The organism is Bacillus pretiosus (assembly GCF_051294775.1).
GTDB classification, from domain to species: domain Bacteria; phylum Bacillota; class Bacilli; order Bacillales; family Bacillaceae_G; genus Bacillus_A; species Bacillus_A wiedmannii.
Genome location: NZ_JBPPHF010000003.1, coordinates 364,492 through 387,889 on the forward strand (window position 1 = coordinate 364,492; position 23,398 = coordinate 387,889).

General features: G+C 37.7%; 23 protein-coding genes. 12 read left to right on the forward strand and 11 right to left on the reverse strand.

What is annotated here, in order from left to right; genetic code table 11:
* Positions 1-139 precede the first annotated feature (139 nt).
* From ACSG5Z_RS18395 to ACSG5Z_RS18415, 5 genes are all read left to right on the forward strand, one after another.
* The gene (locus tag ACSG5Z_RS18395) at positions 140-733 is read left to right on the forward strand and encodes a TVP38/TMEM64 family protein (RefSeq protein ID WP_000347516.1); all 594 of its coding nucleotides are present in this window, start codon (positions 140-142) and stop codon (positions 731-733) included.
* 56 nt (positions 734-789) lie between these two features.
* A complete protein-coding gene (gene lepB / locus ACSG5Z_RS18400) occupies positions 790-1,353 on the forward strand; it encodes a signal peptidase I (protein WP_048567025.1) in 564 nt (187 codons plus the stop codon).
* A gap of 116 nt (positions 1,354-1,469) precedes the next feature.
* Complete coding sequence (gene addB, locus ACSG5Z_RS18405; RefSeq protein WP_435711934.1) at positions 1,470-4,985, forward strand: helicase-exonuclease AddAB subunit AddB; 3,516 nt, start codon at positions 1,470-1,472, stop codon at positions 4,983-4,985.
* Positions 4,982-8,707 carry a helicase-exonuclease AddAB subunit AddA gene (addA, locus tag ACSG5Z_RS18410; protein WP_435711935.1) on the forward strand — a complete coding sequence of 1,242 codons (3,726 nt, stop codon included), beginning with the start codon at positions 4,982-4,984 and terminating at the stop codon, positions 8,705-8,707. The genes addB and addA overlap by 4 nt, the downstream gene beginning before the upstream one ends.
* A 12-nt stretch (positions 8,708-8,719) precedes the next feature.
* Positions 8,720-9,007 (forward strand): RNA polymerase alpha subunit C-terminal domain-containing protein, encoded by a 288-nt coding sequence (locus ACSG5Z_RS18415; RefSeq protein WP_087984722.1) that lies wholly within the window; start codon positions 8,720-8,722, stop codon positions 9,005-9,007.
* 81 nt (positions 9,008-9,088) lie between these two features.
* On the opposite strand, the gene gerPF is transcribed toward ACSG5Z_RS18415, so the two are convergent.
* The 7 genes from gerPF to ACSG5Z_RS18450 all read right to left on the reverse strand — a co-directional run bounded on the left by gerPF (position 9,089) and on the right by ACSG5Z_RS18450 (position 11,348).
* Entirely contained in the window at positions 9,089-9,304 is a 216-nt protein-coding gene (gene gerPF / locus ACSG5Z_RS18420) for a spore germination protein GerPF (protein WP_001141566.1), read from the reverse strand.
* 42 nt (positions 9,305-9,346) lie between these two features.
* Positions 9,347-9,733 carry a spore germination protein GerPE gene (locus tag ACSG5Z_RS18425; RefSeq protein ID WP_087984723.1) on the reverse strand — a complete coding sequence of 129 codons (387 nt, stop codon included), beginning with the start codon at positions 9,731-9,733 and terminating at the stop codon, positions 9,347-9,349.
* A 15-nt stretch (positions 9,734-9,748) separates the two neighbouring features.
* The gene (gene gerPD / locus ACSG5Z_RS18430; protein WP_001102341.1) at positions 9,749-9,943 is read right to left on the reverse strand and encodes a spore germination protein GerPD; all 195 of its coding nucleotides are present in this window, start codon (positions 9,941-9,943) and stop codon (positions 9,749-9,751) included.
* Positions 9,944-9,949: 6 nt separating this feature from the next.
* Positions 9,950-10,564 carry a spore germination protein GerPC gene (gene gerPC, locus ACSG5Z_RS18435; protein WP_001070746.1) on the reverse strand — a complete coding sequence of 205 codons (615 nt, stop codon included), beginning with the start codon at positions 10,562-10,564 and terminating at the stop codon, positions 9,950-9,952.
* 68 nt (positions 10,565-10,632) lie between these two features.
* Complete coding sequence (gerPB, locus tag ACSG5Z_RS18440; RefSeq protein ID WP_001012513.1) at positions 10,633-10,839, reverse strand: spore germination protein GerPB; 207 nt, start codon at positions 10,837-10,839, stop codon at positions 10,633-10,635.
* Positions 10,840-10,853: 14 nt separating this feature from the next.
* Positions 10,854-11,075 carry a spore germination protein GerPA gene (gene gerPA, locus ACSG5Z_RS18445; RefSeq protein WP_001111187.1) on the reverse strand — a complete coding sequence of 74 codons (222 nt, stop codon included), beginning with the start codon at positions 11,073-11,075 and terminating at the stop codon, positions 10,854-10,856.
* A gap of 93 nt (positions 11,076-11,168) precedes the next feature.
* A complete protein-coding gene (locus ACSG5Z_RS18450; protein ID WP_046958324.1) occupies positions 11,169-11,348 on the reverse strand; it encodes an aspartyl-phosphate phosphatase Spo0E family protein in 180 nt (59 codons plus the stop codon).
* Positions 11,349-11,594: 246 nt separating this feature from the next.
* Here ACSG5Z_RS18450 and ACSG5Z_RS18455 point away from each other — a divergent pair, with 246 nt between their 5' ends.
* Entirely contained in the window at positions 11,595-12,494 is a 900-nt protein-coding gene (locus ACSG5Z_RS18455) for a fumarylacetoacetate hydrolase family protein (RefSeq protein ID WP_001241717.1), read from the forward strand.
* A gap of 35 nt (positions 12,495-12,529) precedes the next feature.
* Here the strand turns inward: ACSG5Z_RS18455 and ACSG5Z_RS18460 are convergent, their stop codons facing one another.
* Together ACSG5Z_RS18460 and rocD are read right to left on the reverse strand one after the other, a co-directional pair.
* Entirely contained in the window at positions 12,530-12,814 is a 285-nt protein-coding gene (locus ACSG5Z_RS18460; protein WP_046958323.1) for a hypothetical protein, read from the reverse strand.
* 104 nt (positions 12,815-12,918) lie between these two features.
* On the reverse strand, positions 12,919-14,109 hold the full coding sequence (gene rocD, locus ACSG5Z_RS18465) for an ornithine aminotransferase (RefSeq protein ID WP_087984724.1): 1,191 nt from the start codon (positions 14,107-14,109) through the stop codon (positions 12,919-12,921).
* A gap of 150 nt (positions 14,110-14,259) precedes the next feature.
* Here rocD and ACSG5Z_RS18470 point away from each other — a divergent pair, with 150 nt between their 5' ends.
* Complete coding sequence (locus ACSG5Z_RS18470) at positions 14,260-14,625, forward strand: YisL family protein (RefSeq protein ID WP_087984725.1); 366 nt, start codon at positions 14,260-14,262, stop codon at positions 14,623-14,625.
* Between the two features lie 59 nt (positions 14,626-14,684).
* Here the strand turns inward: ACSG5Z_RS18470 and ACSG5Z_RS18475 are convergent, their stop codons facing one another.
* Complete coding sequence (locus ACSG5Z_RS18475) at positions 14,685-15,239, reverse strand: DUF2777 domain-containing protein (protein WP_048559584.1); 555 nt, start codon at positions 15,237-15,239, stop codon at positions 14,685-14,687.
* Positions 15,240-15,478: 239 nt separating this feature from the next.
* Between ACSG5Z_RS18475 and asnB the strand changes: the two genes are divergently transcribed.
* From asnB to katB, 3 genes are all read left to right on the forward strand, one after another.
* Positions 15,479-17,326, forward strand: a complete 1,848-nt coding sequence (asnB, locus tag ACSG5Z_RS18480; protein WP_087984726.1) for an asparagine synthase (glutamine-hydrolyzing) — start codon at positions 15,479-15,481, stop codon at positions 17,324-17,326.
* A gap of 188 nt (positions 17,327-17,514) precedes the next feature.
* Positions 17,515-18,474, forward strand: coding sequence for a ferrochelatase (hemH, locus tag ACSG5Z_RS18485; RefSeq protein WP_087984727.1), 960 nt, complete (start codon positions 17,515-17,517; stop codon positions 18,472-18,474).
* A gap of 150 nt (positions 18,475-18,624) precedes the next feature.
* Positions 18,625-20,091, forward strand: coding sequence for a catalase KatB (katB, locus tag ACSG5Z_RS18490; protein ID WP_435711938.1), 1,467 nt, complete (start codon positions 18,625-18,627; stop codon positions 20,089-20,091).
* 276 nt (positions 20,092-20,367) lie between these two features.
* On the opposite strand, the gene ACSG5Z_RS18495 is transcribed toward katB, so the two are convergent.
* Positions 20,368-21,600, reverse strand: coding sequence for an ammonium transporter (locus ACSG5Z_RS18495; protein ID WP_435711939.1), 1,233 nt, complete (start codon positions 21,598-21,600; stop codon positions 20,368-20,370).
* A gap of 213 nt (positions 21,601-21,813) precedes the next feature.
* Here ACSG5Z_RS18495 and ACSG5Z_RS18500 point away from each other — a divergent pair, with 213 nt between their 5' ends.
* Positions 21,814-23,115 (forward strand): alpha-amylase family glycosyl hydrolase, encoded by a 1,302-nt coding sequence (locus tag ACSG5Z_RS18500; RefSeq protein ID WP_435711940.1) that lies wholly within the window; start codon positions 21,814-21,816, stop codon positions 23,113-23,115.
* A 44-nt stretch (positions 23,116-23,159) separates the two neighbouring features.
* A complete protein-coding gene (locus tag ACSG5Z_RS18505; RefSeq protein ID WP_060490094.1) occupies positions 23,160-23,387 on the forward strand; it encodes a hypothetical protein in 228 nt (75 codons plus the stop codon).
* Positions 23,388-23,398: the final 11 nt, after the last annotated feature.

Consider the following 23,398-nt stretch of genomic DNA (forward strand, 5'->3'; position numbering starts at 1 on the left):
GCATAATAATGAAGGAATTCTTATGGAAGATATGGAAACTTAATAATTACATCTCCATATGTCGTATCTACCATTTCCTCTTTCATATAAGCAATGATACAGTAGAGGTAGTACTTAGAGTAAAGGGGTAAAGTGTAGAATGGATTTTCAGACAATCAAAGAGTATTTTTCACCAGAAAATATGGATCATATTGTTGAAAGTTATAAAGCGTTCGGACCACTTCTCGGTATTGGTTTACCGATGATAGAAGCGTTAATACCGGCATTGCCACTCATCGTATTTGTACTGGCAAATGCTGTTGCATTTGGATTTTGGCTCGGTTTTCTTTATTCTTGGCTTGGATCAGTAATGGGTGCCTTACTTGTCTTTTTCATTATCCGCCATTTTGGACGAAGTCGTTTCTTTTCTTTTGTAAATAAACATGAGAAAGTAAGGAAGGCAATGGGATGGATTGAAAGGAAAGGATTTGCGCCGATTTTCGTCATATTTTGTTTTCCGTTTACACCGTCTGCGCTTATAAACGTTGTCGCTGGTTTATCTCGCATTAGTGTAAAACAGTTCGGGCTTGCGCTTGCGTTCGGAAAGCTTGTGATGATTTTTATTTTAACGTATATCGGTCATGATTTAATGTCATTTATTCATAATCCGGTGAAATCAGTCATTGTAGCAATTGGTATTTTTATTTTATGGTATGTCGGTAAGAAAATCGAAGTAAAGTTAGAACTACATTAAGAATAGTCTTCTTTGTAAAGGAAAGCTTCATTATTAAAGGATAAGGGGAGAAGCTGATGAAGAAAACTTTGAAAAAAGAAGGCATAGAGTGGATACGAACAATTTTAATTGGTGTATTATTAGCTGTATTTTTTCGAACGTTTTTCTTTTCGACGTACGTTGTAGAGGGGAAGTCAATGATGCCGACATTGCAAGATGGTAATATGCTCGTTGTAAATAAGGTGAGTTATCAAGTGGGGGACTTGAACAGGTTTGATGTTGTTGTGTTTCATGCGAATAAAAAAGAGGACTACGTAAAACGAATTATCGGTTTACCTGGAGATCAAATTGAATATAAGCATGATAAACTGTATATAAACGGACAATTCGTGGATGAACCTTATTTAGAAACGTATAAGAAAGAGATAAATGGACGACAACTAACAGGTGATTTTAAACTAGAAGAGTTAACGAAAGAAAAGTCGGTGCCACCTGGCTATATTTTTGTAGTGGGTGATAACCGCCTCGGGAGCTGGGATAGTAGACACTTTGGATTTGTAAAAGCTGATACAGTTGTCGGTAAAGTTGATTTACGATATTGGCCAATTCAAGAGGTGCAAACGAATTTTTCAAAAGGTTGATATAATAGATAGAAGTATAGAAAAAGGCAAACTACTCTGTTTGTCTTTTTTCGTGTCCTATAATACAATTATAGTAGCAAACTAACGTTCGTTATGTAAGTGAAAGGTGGGGTTACATGTCACTTCGATTTGTGATTGGTAGAGCGGGAAGTGGAAAAAGTACACTTTGTTTACACGAAGTGCAAGAAGAGTTAAAGCAGCGTCCAAGAGGGGAAACAATATTATATCTTGTGCCAGAACAGATGACATTCCAAACGCAGCAGGCGTTAATTGGTAGTGAGGATGTAAGAGGTTCTATTCGGGCACAAGTTTTTAGTTTTTCACGATTAGCGTGGAAGGTACTGCAAGAAGTTGGTGGAGCGAGTCGCCTTCACATTGATGAAGCGGGCGTACATATGTTACTTCGTAAAATTGTAGAGTCTCGTAAAGATGGATTATCGGTGTTCCAAAAAGCAGCGGAGCAAAACGGTTTCTTTGAACATCTTGGTAGTATGATTGCGGAGTTTAAACGTTACAATGTGACGCCATCTAACGTATATGAAATGTGGCAACAATTAGACGCACATAGTAGCAGTGCAGAACAAAAGCTATTAGCGAATAAAGTGTATGATTTACAACTATTATATGATGATTTTGAACGTGCTTTAATCGGAAAATATTTGGATTCAGAAGACTACCTACAATTGCTAGTCGAAAAGCTTCCACATTCTGAATATGTAAATGGGGCTGAAATTTATATAGATGGATTTCATTCATTTTCACCGCAAGAACTAGAAATTGTAAGACAGCTTATGATTTGCGGTGCGAGAGTTACGATCACGTTAACGATAGATGAAAAAACGTTAGCGCAGCCAGTAAATGAACTAGATTTATTTTATGAAACGACGTTAACGTATGAAAAAATAAAGCAAGTGGCGCGTGAAGAGAAGATAGAAATTGAAAAAACGATTCCACTTATGGAACAACCGCGTTTTCATTCGCAAGCATTAGCGCATTTAGAAACGCATTACGAAGCACGTCCAAATGAAAAGTTTCACGGAGAAGCAAGTGTAACGATTAGTACAGCAGCGAATTTACGAGCTGAAGTAGAAGGTGTTGCGCGTGAAATTCGTAGACTTGTGGCGGATGAAGACTATCGTTACCGAGATATTGCAGTCCTTCTTCGTAACGGAGAAAGTTATTACGATGTGATGCGAACGCTATTTACAGATTATAATATCCCGCATTTCATCGATGAAAAACGCCCGATGTCACATCATCCGCTAGTAGAATGCATTCGTTCTGTACTCGAGATTATTAGTGGAAATTGGCGTTATGATGCAGTGTTCCGCTGCGTGAAAACAGAGCTTTTATATCCATTAGACGTAAGAAAAGAAACGATGCGCGAAGAGATGGATGAGTTTGAAAACTACTGTTTAGCGTACGGTGTACAAGGGAAGAGATGGACTTCTGAGGATCCGTGGATGTATCGCCGCTATCGTTCTCTTGACGATACGGACGAGATGATTACAGACAGTGAACGTGAAATGGAAGAGAGAATAAATCGACTGCGCGACGTTGTAAGAACGCCTGTTATTCGTATGCAAAAAAGACTGAAGCGAGCGGGAACAGTGATGCAAATGTGCGAAGCTGTTTATTTATTTTTAGAAGAGCTAGATGTTCCGAAAAAACTAGAAGCATTACGTATTCGTGCAGAAGAGAGCGGAGATTTCTTATTTGCGACAGATCATGAGCAAGTATGGGAAGAAGTAATGAGTCTTCTTGATACGTTCGTTGAGATGCTTGGCGAAGAGAAAATGTCACTTTCTATGTTCACAGATGTTATGTCGACAGGTCTTGAGGCGCTTCAATTCGCAAACATTCCGCCGTCATTAGACCAAGTGTTAATTGCTAATATTGATCGTTCAAGATTATCAAATGTGAAAGCAACATTTGTCATTGGCGTGAATGAAGGAGTTATTCCGGCAGCACCGATGGATGAAGGGATGCTTTCTGATGAGGAAAGAGATGTTCTTAGCGTTGCAGGTATCGAATTAGCACCAACGACGAGACAAACCTTATTAGAAGAACAGTTCGTTATGTACCAAATGGTAACGAGAGCAACTGAGAAATTATATATTTCATGCCCGCTTGCAGATGAGGAAGGGAAGACGTTACTTGCGTCTAGCTTTATTAAGAAAATAAAAAGAATGTTCCCTGATGTGAAAGATACATTTATTACGAATGACGTGAATGATTTATCACGTTCGGAACAAATTTCATACGTAGCAACGCCAGAAGTAACGTTGTCATATGTTATGCAGCAACTTCAAACGTGGAAGCGATATGGATTTGAAGGGAATTTAGATTTTTGGTGGGATGTATATAACTTCTACGTAACTTCAGATGAATGGAAACAAAAAAGTAGCCGCGTATTATCAAGTTTATTCTACCGAAATCGTGCGCAAAAGCTAAGTACAGTTGTAAGTAGAGATTTATATGGAGATAAAATAAAAGGAAGCGTATCTCGTATGGAACTATTTAACCGTTGCGCATATGCTCATTTCGCGCAGCACGGTTTATCGTTAAGAGAGCGTGACATTTTCAAACTGGATGCACCCGATATCGGGGAACTATTCCATGCAGCGCTGAAGAGAATTGCGGACAGACTATTACGCGAAAACCGTACTTGGGCGGATTTATCAATAAAAGAGTGTGAGCATCTTTCTGCTGTAGTAATAGAAGAGATTGCACCGTTATTACAAAGACAAATTTTATTAAGTTCAAATCGTCATTTCTATTTAAAACAAAAACTACAACAAATCATTTTCCGTACATCAATCATTCTTCGTGAACATGCGAAGTCAAGCGGTTTCGTACCAGTTGATTTAGAAGTGCCATTCGGTATGGGCGGTACAGGATCGCTTCCGCCGATGGAATTCTCATTACCAAATGGTGTAAAGATGGAAGTAGTTGGTCGTATTGACCGTGTTGATAAGGCGGAAGATGAAAATGGGACGTTCCTACGTATTATTGATTATAAATCAAGCTCAAAAGCGTTAGACTTAACGGAAGTGTATTACGGATTAGCACTTCAAATGTTAACGTATTTAGATGTTGTTACTTCGAATGCACATACGTGGATGAAAAAGGGAGGTACTGCATCACCGGCTGGTGTACTGTACTTCCATATTCATAACCCGATCGTTGAGATGAAGGGTGACGCATCTGAAGCAGAAATTGAGAAAGAGATTTTAAAGAAATTTAAAATGAAAGGACTCGTACTAGGAGATGCTGATGTTGTTCGTTTAATGGATAACAAACTTTCGACAGGAAGCTCTGATATTATTTCTGCTGGTTTGAAAAAAGACGGCAGTTTTAGTGCACGTTCGAGTATTGCAAGTGAACAAGAGTTTAACGTACTTCAAAAATACGTACACCATACGTTTAAAAATATTGGAAAAGACATTACAGAAGGCGTTATTGATATTGCTCCTTATAAGAAGGGGAATAAAGCGGCGTGTACGTTCTGTAACTTCAAATCTGTTTGTCAGTTCGATGAATCACTCGAAGATAACCAGTTCCGTACGCTAAAAGATATGAAAGATAGCGAAGCGATGGAGAAAATTAGAGAGGAGGTTGACGGAGAATGATTGAAAATTGGCCTAAAAAACCAGAAGGTAGTCAGTGGACGGATGACCAGTGGAAAGCGGTTGTAGCGAACGGACGTGATATATTAGTCGCGGCAGCAGCTGGATCAGGGAAAACAGCAGTATTAGTTGAACGTATTATTAAAAAGATTATAAATGAAGAAAATCCAGTCGATGTCGACCGCCTGCTCGTTGTAACATTTACGAATGCAGCGGCGCAAGAGATGAAAAACAGAATTGGGGAAGCGTTAGAAAAGGTATTAATTGATGAGCCAGGCTCTCAGCACGTAAGAAAGCAGCTTAGCTTATTAAATAAAGCTTCTATTTCAACAATCCATTCATTTTGTTTACAAGTAATTAGAGGATATTATTACATGCTTGATGTTGATCCTCGTTTCCGCATTGCGAATCAAACGGAAAATGAATTGTTAAAAGAAGAAGTGCTAGATGACATATTAGAAGAAGAGTATGGAATTGAAAATAATACGATATTCTTTGAGCTCGTTGATCGTTATACGAGTGACCGTAGTGATGATGACTTACAGCGTATGATTTTAGCGCTTCATACAGAATCAAGAGCGCATCCAAATCCGGAAAAATGGCTCGATAAATTAGTAGAAGCATACGACGTGGAAGGAAAGACAATTGAAGATTTAGTGTATGCTTCTTACTTATTAGAAGATGTGAAATTCCAGCTTGAAACAGCAGAGACACATATTCGTAAAGCGACTGAACTCGCGATGCTTCCTGACGGTCCGGCACCCCGCGTTGAAACCCTGCAAGCAGATACAGTTTTACTTGGAACGTTGTCATCAGCTGCTTGTGAGTCATGGACAAATGTGTATGAAGCGATGCAAAATGTATCGTGGCAAACGTTAAAGCGTATTAAGAAAAGTGATTACAACGAGGATGTTGTAAAACAAGTAGACTCTCTTCGTAATAAAGCGAAAGATGAAGTGAAGAAATTACAAGAAGAGTTATTTAGCCGCAGACCTGAAAGTTTCTTACGAGATTTTCAAGATATGCATCCTGTATTAGAAAAACTCGTACAGCTTGTAAAAGTATTTACAGAGCGTTTCCAAGCGATGAAGCGTGATAAAGGGATGGTTGATTTCACAGATTTAGAGCATTTCTGTCTACAAATTTTAAGTGAACAAAGTGAAAACGGTGAAATGAAGCCGTCAGCAGTAGCGCTTCAATATCGTAATAAATTTGCTGAAGTACTAGTCGATGAATATCAAGATACGAACTTTGTGCAGGAATCCATTATTAAATTCGTAACGAAAGATTCTGAGAGTGAAGGGAACTTGTTCATGGTAGGTGACGTGAAGCAGTCGATCTATCGTTTCCGACTAGCAGAACCAGGCCTGTTCCTAGGAAAGTATAAACGCTTTACGCAAGAAGGATTAGACGGCGGAATGAAAATCGATTTAGCGAAAAACTTCCGTAGCCGTCATGAAGTGTTAGCAGGTACGAACTTTATTTTCAAACAAATTATGGGCGAAGAAGTCGGAGAAATCGACTATGATGCTGACGCTGAATTAAAGTTAGGTGCTAGCTATCCAGAAGGTGAAGATGTAACAGCTGAACTACTATGTATTCAGCAAACAGAAGAAGAAGTGCTAGACGGTGAAGAAGGTGCGGAAGTAGAAAAAGCGCAACTTGAAGCTCGCCTTATGGCGCAGCGTATTAAAGCGATGGTTGATTCAGGTTATGAAGTGTATGATCGTAAAACGGATAGTATGCGCCCTGTACAATACCGCGACTTCGTTATTTTACTTCGCTCTATGCCATGGGCGCCGCAAATTATGGAAGAGTTAAAGCTGCAAGGAATTCCAGTATACGCTGATCTTGCGACTGGTTACTTTGAAGCGACAGAAGTAAATATTATGATGAACGTATTCCGAGTGATCGATAATCCGATGCAAGATATTCCGCTTGCCGCCGTACTTCGTTCACCAATCGTTGGACTAAATGATGAAGAACTTGCAACATTGCGTGCTCACGGAAAGAAAGGTTCGTTTTATGAAGTAATGAGCTCATTCTTAAAAGGGGCACCGCTTGAAGAAGAACAAGAACTACATGATAAATTAGAGTGGTTCTATAACTTACTGCAAGGATGGCGTGAATTCGCGCGTCAACAGTCACTTTCTGATTTAATTTGGAAAGTGTACGGTGAGACAGGTTATTACGACTTTGTTGGCGGTTTACCAGCCGGAAAGCAAAGGCAAGCAAACCTGCGTGTACTTTATGACCGTGCAAGACAATATGAAGCAACATCGTTTAGAGGATTATTCCGCTTCTTACGCTTTATTGAGCGTATTTTAGAACGCGGTGATGATATGGGAACTGCGAGAGCTTTAGGTGAACAAGAAGATGTCGTTCGTATTATGACGATTCATAAAAGTAAAGGACTTGAGTTCCCAGTCGTATTTGTAGCGGGACTAGGTCGTCGTTTTAATACACAAGATTTAATGAAACGTTTCTTACTGCATAAAGACTTCGGTTTCGGTTCACAATTTATCGATCCTCGTAAACGCATTAAATATACGACATTATCGCAACTAGCAATTAAGCGTAAAATGAAAATGGAATTAATCGCGGAAGAAATGCGCGTGTTATACGTAGCGTTAACGCGTGCGAAAGAGAAGTTAATTTTAATTGGAACGGTTAAAGATGCCAATAAAGAAATGGAAAAATGGCTCGATGCAAGGGAGCATAGTGAATGGTTATTACCAGACCATATACGTGCCGGAGCGTCTTGTTATTTAGATTGGATTGCACCTTCATTATATAGACATCGTGATAGTGAAATGCTTCTTGAATTAGGACAAGGAAGCATTCCAGGTGAAATTTATGGATATGACACGAGCTGGAAAGTAGAAGTTGTTGACGGTAACACGTTACTTGCGCCAGAACCAGTTCAAGAAGAGAAACAAGAATTGTTAGAAGCACTTCGTGAGAAAAAAGCTGTTCCGCTACAAAGTGAACGGAAAGAAGAAGTGTACGACAGATTAATGTGGAAGTACGGATATGAGGAAGCAACATCTCACCGTGCGAAACAGTCTGTTACAGAAATAAAGAGAAACTACCAATCAGAAGAAGGTAGCGATAATGCCTTTATTAAAAAACTGCGTGCGCCAATTAAAACACGTCCTCGTTTTATGGAGAAAAAAGGATTAACGTATGCTGAAAGAGGTACGGCAGTTCACGCTGTTATGCAGCATGTTGATTTGAAGAAGCCGATTACAGAAGAAGTGATTCGGGAGCAAATTAATGGCATGGTTAATAAAGAATTATTAACATTCGAACAAGCAGAAGAAATAGCAATTGAAAAAGTGATTTCATTCTTTGACAGTGACCTAGGTAAAAGGGTATTAGCGGCGAAAAGTGTTGAGCGTGAAGTACCATTTACGATGATGCTTGCAGCAGAAGAGGCGTATCAAGATTGGCAAGGTAAGAGTGACGAAACAATTCTTGTCCAAGGGGTTATCGACTGCATGATTGAAGAGGAAGATGGTATCACTTTAATCGACTTCAAAACGGATACGATTGAAGGGAAGTTCCCAGGCGGATTCGATCAAGCAAAACCAATTTTAGAAGATCGATATAAAGTACAGCTTTCGTTATATGCAAAGGCACTTGAAAAAAGCTTGCAACATCCTGTGAAAGAGAAATGCTTATACTTCTTTGATGGCAACCATGTTGTAAAAATTGAAGAATAGAGAGGCTTGAAAATGACAACGGAAAAAACGTTAAGAACATGTGAAAAAGGACATGAATATTATAAAAGTAGCGATTGTCCAACTTGCCCAACCTGTGAGAAAGAAAAGAAACCAAAAACAGGATTTCTTTCACTTCTTTCATCACCAGCACGAAATGCGCTAGAGCACCATGGAATTCACACGATAGAAGAACTCTCAAAGTATAGTGAAAAAGAAATTTTAAAACTACATGGTATGGGACCTGCGTCTATGCCGAAGCTTAGAAATGCTTTGGAGGAGAAGGGGTTATCATTTAAATAAAATGAAACAGTAAACAGTGGAGTTTTTGATAATATTGAATGAGGTAAAAGAAAAAAGTAGGAGATATTCTCCTACTTTTTTTTACGCTGTTCCAATTTGATCTTGATCAGCCACATCAGAATCAAACGTATTTGTTGCACTAACACCGTTAAACGTATTCACGACAAATCCAACATTGGAAGCTCCGGATCCATTATAAGCTTTCGTATTTTCTTTCGGAGACACGTTATAAAAATCCCCTAAATTGAACGAACCATTACTGTTTTGAACGACGAGATTTCCAACAACAGAAGGCATACTATCCACCTACTTTACTTAGCTTTTTAATTACTATATGAATTATTGTGCGGAAGGTTCATCCGTAATATATTGGCGGATTTGCATAATACGAGAGTTATTAAAAACATAATCAACATTTCCAATTTGAAAGCAACCAGAATTTAAAAGTGTTCGCAATTCAACATTGTTTACTTCAATAAAAGGGCATTCATTTACAATGTTTAATTTTACATCTGTCGTTCGTTTCGGGATTGTAATGTATTCATCTGTAAAGATTTCAAATGCGTCTAAGCGGCCTTCGTCTTTTATATAACAAGGAATTTCCCGGTGGACGGCAAGAGCTCTACTTTTTAATTCCATTTGATTGGCATCTCCAACTTGAAATACGGCACTAATCCCTAAAGAAATAATAGAAACATTTTGGACAACAGACACATGATGTAACATAGTTTCTCAGTCTCCTTAACCTGGAGTAGGAGGGACATCTGTGACTAATGGTACAAATGGACCCTCTGTAACAGTTTCAAATGGTGTATCAAGAATAGAAGATAGTATGAGGAAATTTGCATCCCCAATTAAAAAGAGTGCGGACGACGATACACCGTTCATTTTAATTTGGCCGACTTTTAATTCGCGATTTACAACGTTAACATTCATACATACTTACTCCTTTCGGAAATTGCCCGGTATGTGTTGAATAAAAGAGAGGAAAGCTTTGTCGATATCATGTTTCATTGCTTGAATAATGATATCTCGTAAATAATCTGGATCTGTTGAAATCCCTTCATAGGATTGCGTTTGTGATAAATAATAAGGAAGTCTATGCTCCATCTGTTTTTTTATGTCATCAACCATCATTTGTCGATACATTTCATCGAGCGGCGTTCTCTCTTCTTGTTCAAAATGGAGAATTCGATTATATGCTTCTTCATCTAAGTAACGATGCATTTCTTGAAGGATGCCTTGGTAAAAATCTGGGTTTGTATCTGTTTCAGGATTTACTTTTAATGTTTCTGTATCCACTTGGAAATCTTCAATTTGCTGTCCTTTTGCTGAAAACGGATTTAAACCGATATTTAAAGTACCATTTAAATTTTCTACTTTTAATTGATCGAATTTGTATTCCACTTTTCCTACAGAAGAGGAGGGGCGATTTTTTAATTCGTTAAGCTCTTCTTGGAGTTGGCGAACTTGATCTTCTAGGTTAAGGATGGTTGCTTGTTGTGCTTGAAGAGCTTGTTGAAGTTGGTGTAAGTAAGTATATATATCTTGATTCATTTTGTGAAACCTCCTTTTCAGTAGGGAGGGTAAAAATATTCCTGCTATATATTTATGACAAGGATGTCTTAAGAAGAACTAGTTGATGGCTTGATAGAAATAATTTGTCCTTTCGCCTGCAATGGGCGAAGGGGCTCTGTAAATCCACCGCTATTTGAGAATTTAGATAGAGCTTTAATACTTCCTGCAGTACCAATTTGGAATACAGAAGAGGTTGTAATGCTATCAATTCTAATGCTATTAATGATGATGCTTTGGTTTACATAAAAATTCAATGCAATCGCCTCCTCTAAGTTGAACCAATTATCGCTTGATCAATTACATCTGAATCATTGACAGTCGTTGCGCTTTGATAATTGTAGACAGAAACGTTATCTCCAACATTAAAAGAGCCGGCCCCAGCAAAAGCGCGTGAATAACTAATAGGCCTAATCGCAAATACATCTCCAATATGAAAAATACCACTTGATCCAATATTGACGATACGAATATGTCCGACCATAGCTGGCATACAAAACACCTTTCGTTTTTTAAATTTTCTTTTCTACTATTGTATGGGCGTTTTCAATAAAATGTGTTTTTTTTTATAAAAGAAACACACACGTTATTGCGTGTGTGTATTGAGTGTTTGATTAGGGTAAAAATCCGTATGTACATGCCAAATTACATTTAAGAGCCTGTCCAGTTCTTGGCTACAATCCACTGTTTTTTGAGAAGTCATTCCGTAGCGTTCAGCAAAATAAATCATTTTTTCACGTTTTTTTTCAATCGCTTGCTCAAACATTGAAATCGGCTCCATCTCTAAATGAAATTTTTAGTATATATGTAGTACATATTATACAAAAAACCAATAAAAAAGAAACACCTTCGCTAAAAAAAGTAAAATTTCTACATTTTATGCCAAATATAAAGGAGTAACGAATAGAATATGAGAAGAATATTGTAAAAATTAGCGTGCATGAGAAGGTTTTTTTCTGACGGATGCGAATACAATTAAAGGTCATGAGTTTTAGGATGGAGAGTGGAAATATTGCGTTTGGTAACGGCGAAAAAAGATGAAAAGGTATTTGTAGGTATTGTGGATGAAGAGGAAGAAAAGGTATTGCATGTAAGAGAAGCGCAAAGACAAAAAGGGGAAAAGGTTACGATTCCGATTACAATGTTAGAGTGTATTGAAAGAGGAACCGAATGCTTTGAAAAAATATGTGATATTGTAAATTGGGCGAAGGAAAATGAAGGGGCGGCGTATTATCCGTTAACTGAGGTGAAAATATTAGCGCCAATCCCAAGGCCAAGGAAGAATATTCTTTGCGTGGGAAAAAACTATCGTGAGCATGCGATAGAAATGGGCGGAGTAGAGTCAATTCCAGAAAATATAATGATCTTTACGAAAGCGCCAACGACAGTTATTGGAATGAATGAAAAAATTAATAGTCATCCCCACGCAACGAATGAACTAGACTATGAAGGAGAACTAGCTATCATCATTGGTAAGCGAGGGAAACAAATAAAAAAAGAAAAAGCGCTTGAGCATGTTTTTGGTTATACCATTATAAATGATATAACTGCTCGCGACATTCAAAGGAAGCATAAACAATTTTTTCTTGGAAAAAGTTTCGATACATTTTGTCCGATGGGACCGTATCTAATTCATAAATCAATGGTTGAAACGCCAAATGCGTTACACATTGAAACAATAGTAAATGGGGAAGTAAGACAAACTTCAAATACAAATAAAATGATTTTTTCAATAGAAGAAATCATTTCAACGATAAGTAAAGGAATGACGTTAGAGCCAGGCGATATTATCGCAACAGGAACGCCGGCTGGTGTCGGAAAAGGTTTCACACCACCGAAGTTTTTGCATGCGGGTGATGAAGTGGTCATTACAGTAGAAGGAATTGGTACTTTGCGAAATGTAGTGAAATGAAGAAAAGGGCTATCTTATTAATAGATAGCTCTTTTTTATGGCCATGGGTTATTGAAAAAATCTAAAATAGCAAAAATATATAATCCGATGAGTATTAACGTACAAATCCCGATTAGCATAACGGCAAGAGAACTTCTTTCGCGGCCAAAACCGATAGCTGTAAGGAAAACAGCAGCCCAAAATGAGATTTTAAGTAGCATGAATGTATGAGGTGTTGAGTAGTACCTGAGTAACGTTATAGATAATAGGAATCCGATGAATGTAATGGAAATGAGAATAGTAGCTAAATAGTTAATATGTTTGCCGTATTTCAAAAGCATACAATTACCCCCTGTAAAATAAACTGAATATTCAATCTAACTTTACAGTAAACTACTAAAAAAATAAAGAGGTTGTCCCAACATGTAGGATAACCTCTTTATTATTATGATAATACCGCTTTAATTTTTTGGAAAGCCCACTCTAAATCTTCTTCAGAGATTACTAGCGGTGGTGCGATACGAATTACATTTTCGTGTGTTTCTTTACATAATAGACCAGCTGCTTTTAATTGTTCGCAGTAAGGACGAGCTGGCTCGTTTAATTCGATACCGATGAATAAGCCTTTACCTCGAATGTCAGTAATCATTGGGTTATCAATTTCTTTTAATTGCCCAACTAATTTTTCGCCTAATTGAAGAGAACGCTCTGTTAATTTTTCTTCTTCTAACACTTCAAGAGCCGCGATAGAAACAGCACATGCAAGTGGGTTACCACCGAATGTAGAACCGTGAGAACCTGGCTCGAATACGCCTAAAATGTCGCGGTTTGCTGCTACGCAAGAGATTGGGAATACGCCGCCGCCAAGTGCTTTACCAAGTATGTACATGTCAGGAGTTACACCGTCCCAGTCACAAGCAAATACTTTACCAGTACGGCCTAAGCCAGTTTGGATTTCATCTGCTACGAATAAAACGTTTTCTTTTTTACATACTTCAAGAGCTTCTTTTAAGAAACCAGCTGGTGGGATGTTAATTCCTGCCTCACCTTGGATAGGCTCTAAAATGAATGCAGCTGTGTTTGGTGTAATAGCAGCTTTTAACGCTTCTAAATCACCGTAAGGAATTACGATAATGCCAGGAAGCATTGGACCGAATCCACGCTTGTACTCTTCGTTTGAAGACATAGAAACAGCACCCATTGTACGGCCGTGGAAGTTATCTTCACAAACGATAATTTCAGCACGGTTTGCTTCTACTTTCTTCACATCATAAGCCCAGCGGCGAGCTGTTTTAATTGCAGTTTCAACAGCTTCTGCACCTGTATTCATTGGAAGTACCATTTCTTTATTAGTTAGTTTCGCAACTTTTTCGTACCAAGGACCTAATTGATCGCTATGGAAAGCACGAGAAGTTAACGTAACACGATTAGCTTGGTCAATTAAAGCGTTAATAATTTTTGGGTGACGATGACCTTGGTTTACTGCAGAATATGCACTTAATAAGTCCATATAGCGATTTCCTTCAGGATCTTCTACCCAAACGCCTTCTGCTTTAGAGATAACGATCGGAAGTGGGTGATAGTTATTTGCTCCGTATGTGTCTGTAAGTTCGATAATATCCTTAGTTTGAATCATGATTGTTCCCCCTTTTGTTATTACAAGAAGTTTGTAAATACTCTAAATATTATATCATTTAAATGTAAAAAAGCGAAACATTTCCTGAAAATAAATGAACATGTTATCATATAGAGTGAAAAAGTGTGAAAAGAGGAGGTAGGGGATACGATGGTACATATGCATATTACAGCATGGGCGTTAGGTTTAATTTTATTCTTCGTTGCGTATTCACTTTATTCAGCAGGAAGAAAAGGTAAAGGTGTACATATGGGGCTTCGTCTTATGTACATTATCATTATTGTGACAGGTTTCATGTTGTACATGGGTATTATGAAGACTGCAACAAGTAACGTGCACATGTGGTATGGTTTAAAAATGGTAGCTGGTATTTTAGTTATCGCTGGAATGGAAATGGTTCTTGTGAAAATGAGCAAGAACAAGGCAACAGGGGCATTTTGGGGATTATTTGTTATCGCGCTTGTAGCGGTATTTTACCTTGGACTGAAATTACCGATTGGCTGGCAAGTATTCTAATAAAAAATAAAACCACCTTATAATCTCAAAGACTTGGGAGATAAGGTGGTTTTTTTACTTTATGTCGCATCGATATGCAGCTCTTCTCCGTTTACTTTCGTAAAACGAAACATGTTTTTATTTGACGTAGCGTGACGAACGAAATGGTGCTGTAGTGTACAAATCATTTCTTCGTTATCAAACAAAAGAATATTTACTCCTTCGCATGCTTCCTCTTTCGGTAAGAAAGATAAATAATTATGACAATACATGCAATCATATAAAGAGTAATGAAGGGATTGCAATGATTCGGTTAATAATGTAAAGACAGAGTCAGGTAATTCCTCGAGCCATTCTGTATAGCTAAGAAGTAATTTTTTTCGAATTCGTATCATTTCTCCGTTTTGTAAATGGTGCTGTTCGTTGGCGATTTGTAATACATCTTGTTCATAGAAACGAGCTGGTAGCCAGTTGTTGTTATATAAAATCTCAAAGCCATCTTCGGCAATATCTTCTAATAAAAATGCTTCATCATTTTCATCATCAAAGAATACCCATTCATTGTTTATATATTCTACATTACCGACTGTATGAGCGCGAGGCTGGTTATATAAAATATGGTTACGTTGTATCATACACGATTTCTCCTTTATAAAAAGTAGTTATTTCTGTTATAGACAGTTCGTGCATTCTTTATAACTAGACACATCTAGACATAGGTGGGCATACAATAAAACACGTTTTACTGAGTGAAAAAGCTATTCCGTATGTAGATAGTAGATTATCGTCAAGTTTGTCATTTTTTTGATCCGCACCTTTAAGGTGTGGATTACTGCTTGTTTAGGAAAAGAAATAAGATGGAAGGATGATTCGTATGTGCGGGATTACAGGATGGGTGGATTATAAACGCTCATTAGAAGGAGAACGGGACGTCGTTACGAAGATGGCTGAGACGTTAGCAAAGCGTGGCCCGGATGATAATAAAGTTTGGATTAAAGGCAATGTCGCATTTGGGCATAAACGGTTAATCGTTGTTGATCCTGAGGGTGGTAAACAACCGATGACTTGTTTAAAAGATGAAACGAATTATGCAATTTGCTATAACGGTGAATTGTATAATACAGAAGATATTCGAAAGGAATTATTAAGAAGAGGATATACGTTCAAAGGTCATTCTGATACGGAGGTGCTATTAGCGTCGTATATTGAATGGAAAGAAGAATGTGTCGATCATTTAAACGGTATATATGCGTTTGCTGTATGGGATGAACAGAAAGAACAAGTATTTATTGCGCGAGATCGACTAGGTGTAAAACCGCTATTTTATAAATATGATAGTGGGCGATTACTATTTGGTTCAGAGTTAAAAGCGATATTAGCGCATCCAGATGTGAAGGCGGAAGTAACGTTAGAAGGGTTATCCGAAATATTCGGTCTTGGACCATCTAGAACACCTGGTCATGGCATTTATGCTGGTATAAAAGAATTACGTCCAGGGCATGCGATGACATTTTCAAAGAACGGTTTATGTATATGGAGATATTGGAATGTGGAAAGCAAAAAACATGAAGACTCCTTTGAAGAAACAGTAGAGAAAACACGTTTTTTATTACAAGATGCGATTACAAGGCAGCTCGTTTCTGATGTACCACTATGTACTTTTCTATCAGGTGGTGTAGATTCGAGCGCCATTACAGCGATTGCTGCGAAAGAATACGCAAGGTCAGGAAAAGGGCAATTACACACATACTCTGTTGATTATGAAGATAATGAAAAATACTTTAAAGCGAATGCGTTTCAGCCGAATTCAGATGCGCCATTTATTCATTTGATGACTGAGACGTTTCAAACAATCCATCATCGCTGCGTCATTTCAAATGAACAATTAGCACAGTATTTAACAGAAGCGGTACTCGTTCGTGATTTGCCTGGTATGGCAGATATCGATTCGTCATTATTATGGTTTTGCCGTGAAATTAAACAAGATTTTGTCGTCGGTTTATCTGGGGAATGTGCAGACGAAATATTTGGTGGTTATCCGTGGTTTTATAGAGAAGATGATTTGCAATCGAGTGCATTTCCGTGGATGCGCTCTACAGAAGCACGTGAACAACTGCTAAAGAAAGAATGGAGAAATAAATTAAACTTACAACAATATGTACAGCAGCGTTATGAAGAATCCATTCAAGAAGTTCCTATTTTAGAGGGAGAAAGCCCAATTGAAGCAAAGAGACGACAATTATTTTACTTGAACATGGTATGGTTTATGACAACATTATTAGACAGAAAAGACCGTATGAGTATGGGGGCAAGCTTAGAAGTACGTGTTCCATTTGCGGATCACCGACTTGTCGAATATGCGTGGAATATTCCTTGGGAAATGAAAATGTATAAAAACCGCGAAAAAGGTCTATTGCGTAAAGCATTAGAAGGATTACTTCCAAATGACATCTTATATAGAAAGAAGAGCCCGTATCCGAAAACCCATAATCCGCATTATACAAAAGCGGTAACAGTATGGCTACAAGATTTATTAACAGATAAAGGCTCAATTTTGCACGAACTATTTGATAAAGAACAGCTGAGTGGATTAATTGAGTCAGGTGGCAGTGCATTTCAATCCCCTTGGTTCGGTCAATTAATGACTGGTCCGCAGCTTTTAGCTCATTTAGCGCAAATTCATGTTTGGTTTAAAGAGTATGGGGTAAATATTAAAGAATAGAAGAAAAGCGACTTGCATAAAAGCAAGTCGCTTTTCTATTAAATAAATTGTCATATAAAATTCAAAATCATATTAGAAATAATACTTATTTAGAATAATTATTTTGACGTACTTATTATTAGTTGTTATAATTGGAAACAAATGTTCTTGAAAAAGATTCTCATTTATAAAATTGAGGTGTTATATAGATGACAAAGAAAAAAATAGGTTTACTCGTAATGGCGTATGGAACGCCAGAATCATTAGATGATGTAGAAGCGTACTATACACATATTCGCCACGGGCATAAACCTTCAGAAGAAGCACTCCAAGACTTAATCGGACGCTATAAAGCGATTGGCGGAATTTCACCACTTGCAAAAATTACGAAAGAGCAAGCGCATAAATTAACAGATTCAATGAATAAAATATTTAAAGAGTATGAATTTACTTGTTACTTAGGATTAAAACATATAGCTCCATTTATAGAAGATGCAGTAGAAGAGATGAAGAAAGATGGAATTGAGCAGGCGATTAGTATCGTATTAGCACCGCATTATTCTACATTTAGCATTAAAGCATATAATGACCGTGCTATTCGTCTTTCGGAAGAAATTGGTGGGCCTGTTATTGAACCGATTGAACAATGGTACGATGAACCGAAATTTATTTCGTATTGGACAGAGCAACTAAAAGAAACATTTACAAAGATTGAAGATAGAGAGAAAGCTGTCGTGATTTTTTCAGCACATAGTTTACCAGAGAAAATTATTGCAGCAGGAGACCCTTATGTGGAGCAATTGCAACATACAGCGGATTTAATTGCGGAGGCTGCCGATATTCCAAACTATACAACAGGTTGGCAAAGTGCTGGAAATACGCCTGACCCATGGATTGGTCCGGATGTGCAAGATTTAACGAGAGATTTATTTGAAAAGTATGGCTATGAAACTTTCGTATACTGTCCGGTTGGATTTGTAGCAGAGCATTTAGAAGTTTTATACGACAATGATTACGAATGTAAAGTTGTAACTGATGAATTAAACGTGGCATATTTTAGACCGAATATGCCAAATTCACAATCTGTATTTATTGATTGCTTAGCTGAAATTGTTTCAAAAAAAATGAAGGAAATAGTTGACAAGAATCTAGTTTTAAATAATAATTAGTTTATAATAATTTTAAATAAACAATGATTACTAAGAAAGAAAGAAAGAAAGAAAGAAAGAAAGAAAGAAAGAAAGAAAGAAAGAAAGAAAGAAAGAAAGAAAGAAAGAAAGAAAGAAAGAAAGAAAGAAAGAAAGAGGAGGATCCCCTAGATGAATCCAAATAATCGCTTAACAACAAACCAAGGTGCTCCAGTTGGAGATAACCAAAATTCTCGTACAGCTGGTCGCCGTGGACCGGTATTATTAGAAGACTATCATTTAGTAGAAAAACTAGCTCACTTTGATCGTGAACGTATTCCAGAGCGTGTTGTGCATGCACGTGGTGCAGGTGCTCACGGTGTATTCGTAACGAAAAACAGCATGAAGCAATATACGAAGGCAGCATTTTTACAAAATGAAGGAACTGAAACGCCTGTATTTGTTCGTTTCTCAACGGTTATTCATGGTCAAGGTTCTCCGGAAACAGCTCGTGACCCACGTGGGTTCGCTGTTAAATTTTATACAGAAGAAGGAAATTACGATATCGTAGGTAACCACTTACCAGTCTTCTTCATTCGCGATGCAATTAAATTCCCTGATATGGTCCATTCTTTAAAACCAGCACCTGATACAAATGTTCAAACACCAGATCGTTATTGGGATTTCATGACGTTAAGCCCGGAATCTACACATATGATGACGTGGGTATTTTCTGATTACGGTACACCGGCAAGTTATCGTGAAATGGAAGGTTTCGGTGTTCACTCATTTAAATGGATTAATGCAGAAGGTAAAATCGTCTACATTAAATATCACTGGAAACCACAGCAAAGTGTACGTAACTTAAGTGCAAAAGAGGTGCAAGAAGTACAAGGAAAAGACTTCAACCATGCAACTCGTGACTTGTTCGATGCAATCGAAAAAGGAAATTATCCGAAGTGGGATTTACACGTACAAGTGATGCAACTAGATGAAACGGATTCTTTAGATTTCGATCCATTAGATCCGACGAAAGTATGGCCAGAAGATCGCTTCCCATTAATTGAAGTGGGGACGATGACGTTAAATCGTAATCCGAAAAATTTCTTTGCAGAAGTAGAGCAAGTGGCGTTCTCTCCAAGTGCAACTGTAAATGGTATTGAACCATCTGAAGATAAATTATTACAAGGTCGTTTATTCTCTTATCCAGATACACAGCGTTACCGTCTTGGTGCAAACTACTTACAAATTCCTGTAAACTGCCCATACGCAGCTGTTCACAACCAACAACGTGATGGTGCGATGCAAATCAATCAAAACCCATCTACAATTAACTACGAACCGAGCCGTCATGCTGAAAATCCAGTTGAAGACAAAACTTACCGCGATTCAACTATGAAAGTAGAAGGCTATGTATCTCGTGAAAAAATTGACAAACCAAATGATTTCAAACAAGCGGGTGAGCGTTACCGTTCATTCTCTAAAGAAGAGCAAGACAACTTAATTGCAAACTTAACAAATGACTTAAAAGACGTAAATGAGCGCACGAAATTACTAGCTATTTGTAACTTCTTCCGTGCAGATCACGATTACGGAATGCGTTTAGCGCAAGCTTTAAATGTTGATATTACGCAATATGTGGGAAATGCTCCGAAATAAGTAGGAAAAGACGACTGTTAAACGGTCGTCTTTTTTGTATGTATGTAAAGTTACGCCGGGGTATTTTTCAGTTTCGTCATGTCGGAATTTGTTGGTAAATGGATGTATCGTGTCGAAACGTCGATATATTGAAATAATCGCTGATATATTTAAAAAATCGTCGATATATCCGAAGAATCGCTGATATATTCACCGGAATACTAGGTGGGGTATACTGCGCCGACAAGTACAATAAAAAGAGATGCAATCTACTACCAATAGATTGCATCTCTTTTTTTAGTTCACTCGCTCTGTATACTCATAAGCTTTCTCTCCGTGCATCGAAATATCAAGTCCCATATGTTCCTCATGCTCATTTACCCGAACGGGGAGGAAGAAGTTGATCGCTTTAATAATGGCGTACGTCATGATGATCGTGAATGCATATGTTGCGCCGATTGCTATCAGTTGTTTAAACAGTAAAGCAGCGTTTCCGTAAAATAATCCGTTAGCGCCATCAGCATTTACAGTAGTAGTTGCAAAGAGTCCTGTTGCAATACCGCCCCAAGTTCCGCCGATACCGTGGCATCCGAATGCATCGAGTGTATCGTCGTATCCGAATTTTGTTTTTAAGAAAAAGACTGCTCCGAAGCATAATACACCGCCGATTGCTCCGATAAGAAGAGCGGAGAAAGGTGTAACGAACCCGCAAGCTGGTGTAATAGCGACTAGACCGGAAACTACACCACAAGCAGCTCCCATCGCAGTCGGTTTTGATTGGAAGAACCATTCTGAAAGCATCCAAGTTAATGCGGATGCAGCTGCTGCTATATTTGTATTAATAAATGCGGTTAAAGCTACGTCGTTTACAGATAATGCACTTCCGACGTTAAAACCGAACCAGCCGAACCATAGTAAGCCTGCGCCTAACATTGTAAATGGTAAATGGTGAGGAGAAGTACCGTTTATGTTTTTTCGTTTTCCGAGGAAAATAGCTAATACAAGGCCAGCCACGCCAGATGTAATATGAACGACGTTACCACCAGCGAAGTCTAACGCGCCGAGTTCTCTTAGCCATCCGCCAACGCCCCATACCCAATGAGCGACAGGGTTGTAAACGATTGTTGTCCATAGAAGGATGAAAATAAGGAAAGCAGAAAATCGCATTCTTTCGGCGAATGCACCTGAAATTAAAGCGGGAGTTAAAATGGCGAACATGAGTTGGAACATCATAAATAAATTGTGAGGAATAGTAGATGAGTAGTCTGGATTTGGTGCGTAGGTAACTCCGTTTAAACCGAACCAATCGAATGTACCGATAAGTCCGTGCCAATCTGGTCCGAATGATAAAGAATAGCCGATCGCAATCCACTGAATCGAAACGATAGCCATTGCACTATAACTATGCATTGTCGTACTGAGTACGTTTTTACTGCGAACCATGCCCCCATAAAAAAGTGCCAATCCTGGTGTCATTAACATGACCATTACTGTCGTTACAAACATAAAAACCGTATCTCCTGTATTCATTCTCTCTCCTCCTATGATGTTAGAAAAAATAACATCAATTTGTTATGTTTCATATCATATTCGAAATGAAATGAAAAATCAACTAAAAATTCGGAAAAATTTATACTTCATGTTAGGTAATCTAACATTAAGTATTTTTTGGGGAATGAAATCAACGTATGTGATTCGTCCTGAAAATTGGTATAATATTCTTACAATTAAAAAACATGGGGGATGCGTGTGAGGAAAATACGGACTAGGAAATTATTTATTTGTTTTTGTTTAGCTGTCGTTTTGTTTGTGCCAATACATACGTTTGCAGATGAAAAAAGAGAGTGGCGAGACGAAGTCGTATATTCCATTATGATTGATCGCTTCAATAATGGAGAACCGAAAAATGACAAACAGTTAGAAGTTGGAAATTTAGAAGGATATCAGGGTGGAGATATAAGAGGGATTACAAAAAGACTGGATTACATAAAAGAAATGGGTTTTACCACTGTTATGCTTTCACCGTTTTTTGAAAGTGGAAAGTACGATGGGTTAGATGTGCAAAATTTTCAAAAGGTAAATGAACATTTCGGAACAGAAAATGATGTGAAAGAACTTGTACAAGAAGCGCATGCAAAAGGAATGAAAGTTATATTCCAATTTCCGCTTGGAGAAAACGAACAACAAGTTATCGACGCGATGAAATGGTGGATCAAAGAAGTCGATTTAGATGGAAGTTATGTGATACATAGTGAAAAAAAGTCGCGTTCTTTCTGGGATGACGTGCAAAAAGATATGCAAGTGATAAAGAAAGATTTTCGTATTATGACAAAGGAAGATAGTGGATATAACGAAAAAATAGTAGAATCGTTTTCTAAAGTGGATGTATCGGTGAAACCTTTATATGATGTGAGTAAAAAAGAAGGGGAATCCGTTACATTTTTAGATAATCAAGATACAAAAAGGTTTGCCCGTATTGCAAAAGAGAATATGAATTATCCACCATCTCGTTTGAAACTAGCCCTTACCTATTTATTAACATCACCAGGTATTCCGAATTTTTATTACGGGACTGAAATTGCATTAGATGGAGGGGATACCCCGGATAATAGACGATTAATGGATTTCAAATCAGATGGAAAATTTGTGCAGCACATAACGAAACTTGGTGAGCTTAGACAAGCGAGACCATCTTTACGCCATGGAACGTTTGAGCTTTTATACGATAAAGATGGAATGAGTGTACTGAAACGAAAGTATAAAGATGAAGTAACATTAGTAGCGATTAATAATACGAAAGAAACACAAAAAGTTGCTTTACCTGTAAGTGCAATTGGCGAAAAACAAGAGTTAAGAGGATTGTTAGAAGATGAAATTATAAGAGAAGAAAACGGAAAGTTTTATCTTGTTTTAAAGCGTGAAGAATCAAATGTATATAAAGTTAACGGGGAAACAGGTGTGAATTGGCTATTTATCTCTTTAATCGTCGGTGTGAACGTATTGTTTATTGCTTTTTTAATTGCGGTTAAAAAGAGACGGAAATGAGTAGCGTTTTTTTAGTAGTTCTTCAGTTTAAGGTGGTGAGGTATTTGCGGAAAAAGAAGTGGTTCGCTCTATGCTTATGTGTTTTTATCGTATTCGTAAGTTTTTATTTTTGGGAAAAGCGTGATGAAGGGGAATTTGTTCGGTGGGGCGATAGTGTTCATTCTGTTGATACGGCAGTTCTGAAGAGAAACGATATAAAATACAAAATCGAAAATGATAAAGTATACATACCTAAAAAATCATTTGATAAAGCAATATGGTGTTGCTCTTAATAAATGCGAAA

Coding starts and splice junctions, on each gene's coding strand:
- ACSG5Z_RS18395 (WP_000347516.1), top strand. CDS start 140: ATGGATTTTCAGACAATCAAAGAGTATTTTTCACCAGAAAATATGGAT.
- lepB (WP_048567025.1), top strand. CDS start 790: ATGAAGAAAACTTTGAAAAAAGAAGGCATAGAGTGGATACGAACAATT.
- addB (WP_435711934.1), top strand. CDS start 1,470: ATGTCACTTCGATTTGTGATTGGTAGAGCGGGAAGTGGAAAAAGTACA.
- addA (WP_435711935.1), top strand. CDS start 4,982: ATGATTGAAAATTGGCCTAAAAAACCAGAAGGTAGTCAGTGGACGGAT.
- ACSG5Z_RS18415 (WP_087984722.1), top strand. CDS start 8,720: ATGACAACGGAAAAAACGTTAAGAACATGTGAAAAAGGACATGAATAT.
- gerPF (WP_001141566.1), bottom strand. CDS start 9,304: ATGCCTTCTGTTGTTGGAAATCTCGTCGTTCAAAACAGTAATGGTTCG.
- ACSG5Z_RS18425 (WP_087984723.1), bottom strand. CDS start 9,733: ATGTTACATCATGTGTCTGTTGTCCAAAATGTTTCTATTATTTCTTTA.
- gerPD (WP_001102341.1), bottom strand. CDS start 9,943: ATGAATGTTAACGTTGTAAATCGCGAATTAAAAGTCGGCCAAATTAAA.
- gerPC (WP_001070746.1), bottom strand. CDS start 10,564: ATGAATCAAGATATATATACTTACTTACACCAACTTCAACAAGCTCTT.
- gerPA (WP_001111187.1), bottom strand. CDS start 11,075: ATGCCAGCTATGGTCGGACATATTCGTATCGTCAATATTGGATCAAGT.
- ACSG5Z_RS18450 (WP_046958324.1), bottom strand. CDS start 11,348: ATGTTTGAGCAAGCGATTGAAAAAAAACGTGAAAAAATGATTTATTTT.
- ACSG5Z_RS18460 (WP_046958323.1), bottom strand. CDS start 12,814: ATGCTTTTGAAATACGGCAAACATATTAACTATTTAGCTACTATTCTC.
- rocD (WP_087984724.1), bottom strand. CDS start 14,109: ATGATTCAAACTAAGGATATTATCGAACTTACAGACACATACGGAGCA.
- ACSG5Z_RS18470 (WP_087984725.1), top strand. CDS start 14,260: ATGGTACATATGCATATTACAGCATGGGCGTTAGGTTTAATTTTATTC.
- ACSG5Z_RS18475 (WP_048559584.1), bottom strand. CDS start 15,239: ATGATACAACGTAACCATATTTTATATAACCAGCCTCGCGCTCATACA.
- asnB (WP_087984726.1), top strand. CDS start 15,479: ATGTGCGGGATTACAGGATGGGTGGATTATAAACGCTCATTAGAAGGA.
- hemH (WP_087984727.1), top strand. CDS start 17,515: ATGACAAAGAAAAAAATAGGTTTACTCGTAATGGCGTATGGAACGCCA.
- katB (WP_435711938.1), top strand. CDS start 18,625: ATGAATCCAAATAATCGCTTAACAACAAACCAAGGTGCTCCAGTTGGA.
- ACSG5Z_RS18495 (WP_435711939.1), bottom strand. CDS start 21,600: ATGAATACAGGAGATACGGTTTTTATGTTTGTAACGACAGTAATGGTC.
- ACSG5Z_RS18500 (WP_435711940.1), top strand. CDS start 21,814: ATGCGTGTGAGGAAAATACGGACTAGGAAATTATTTATTTGTTTTTGT.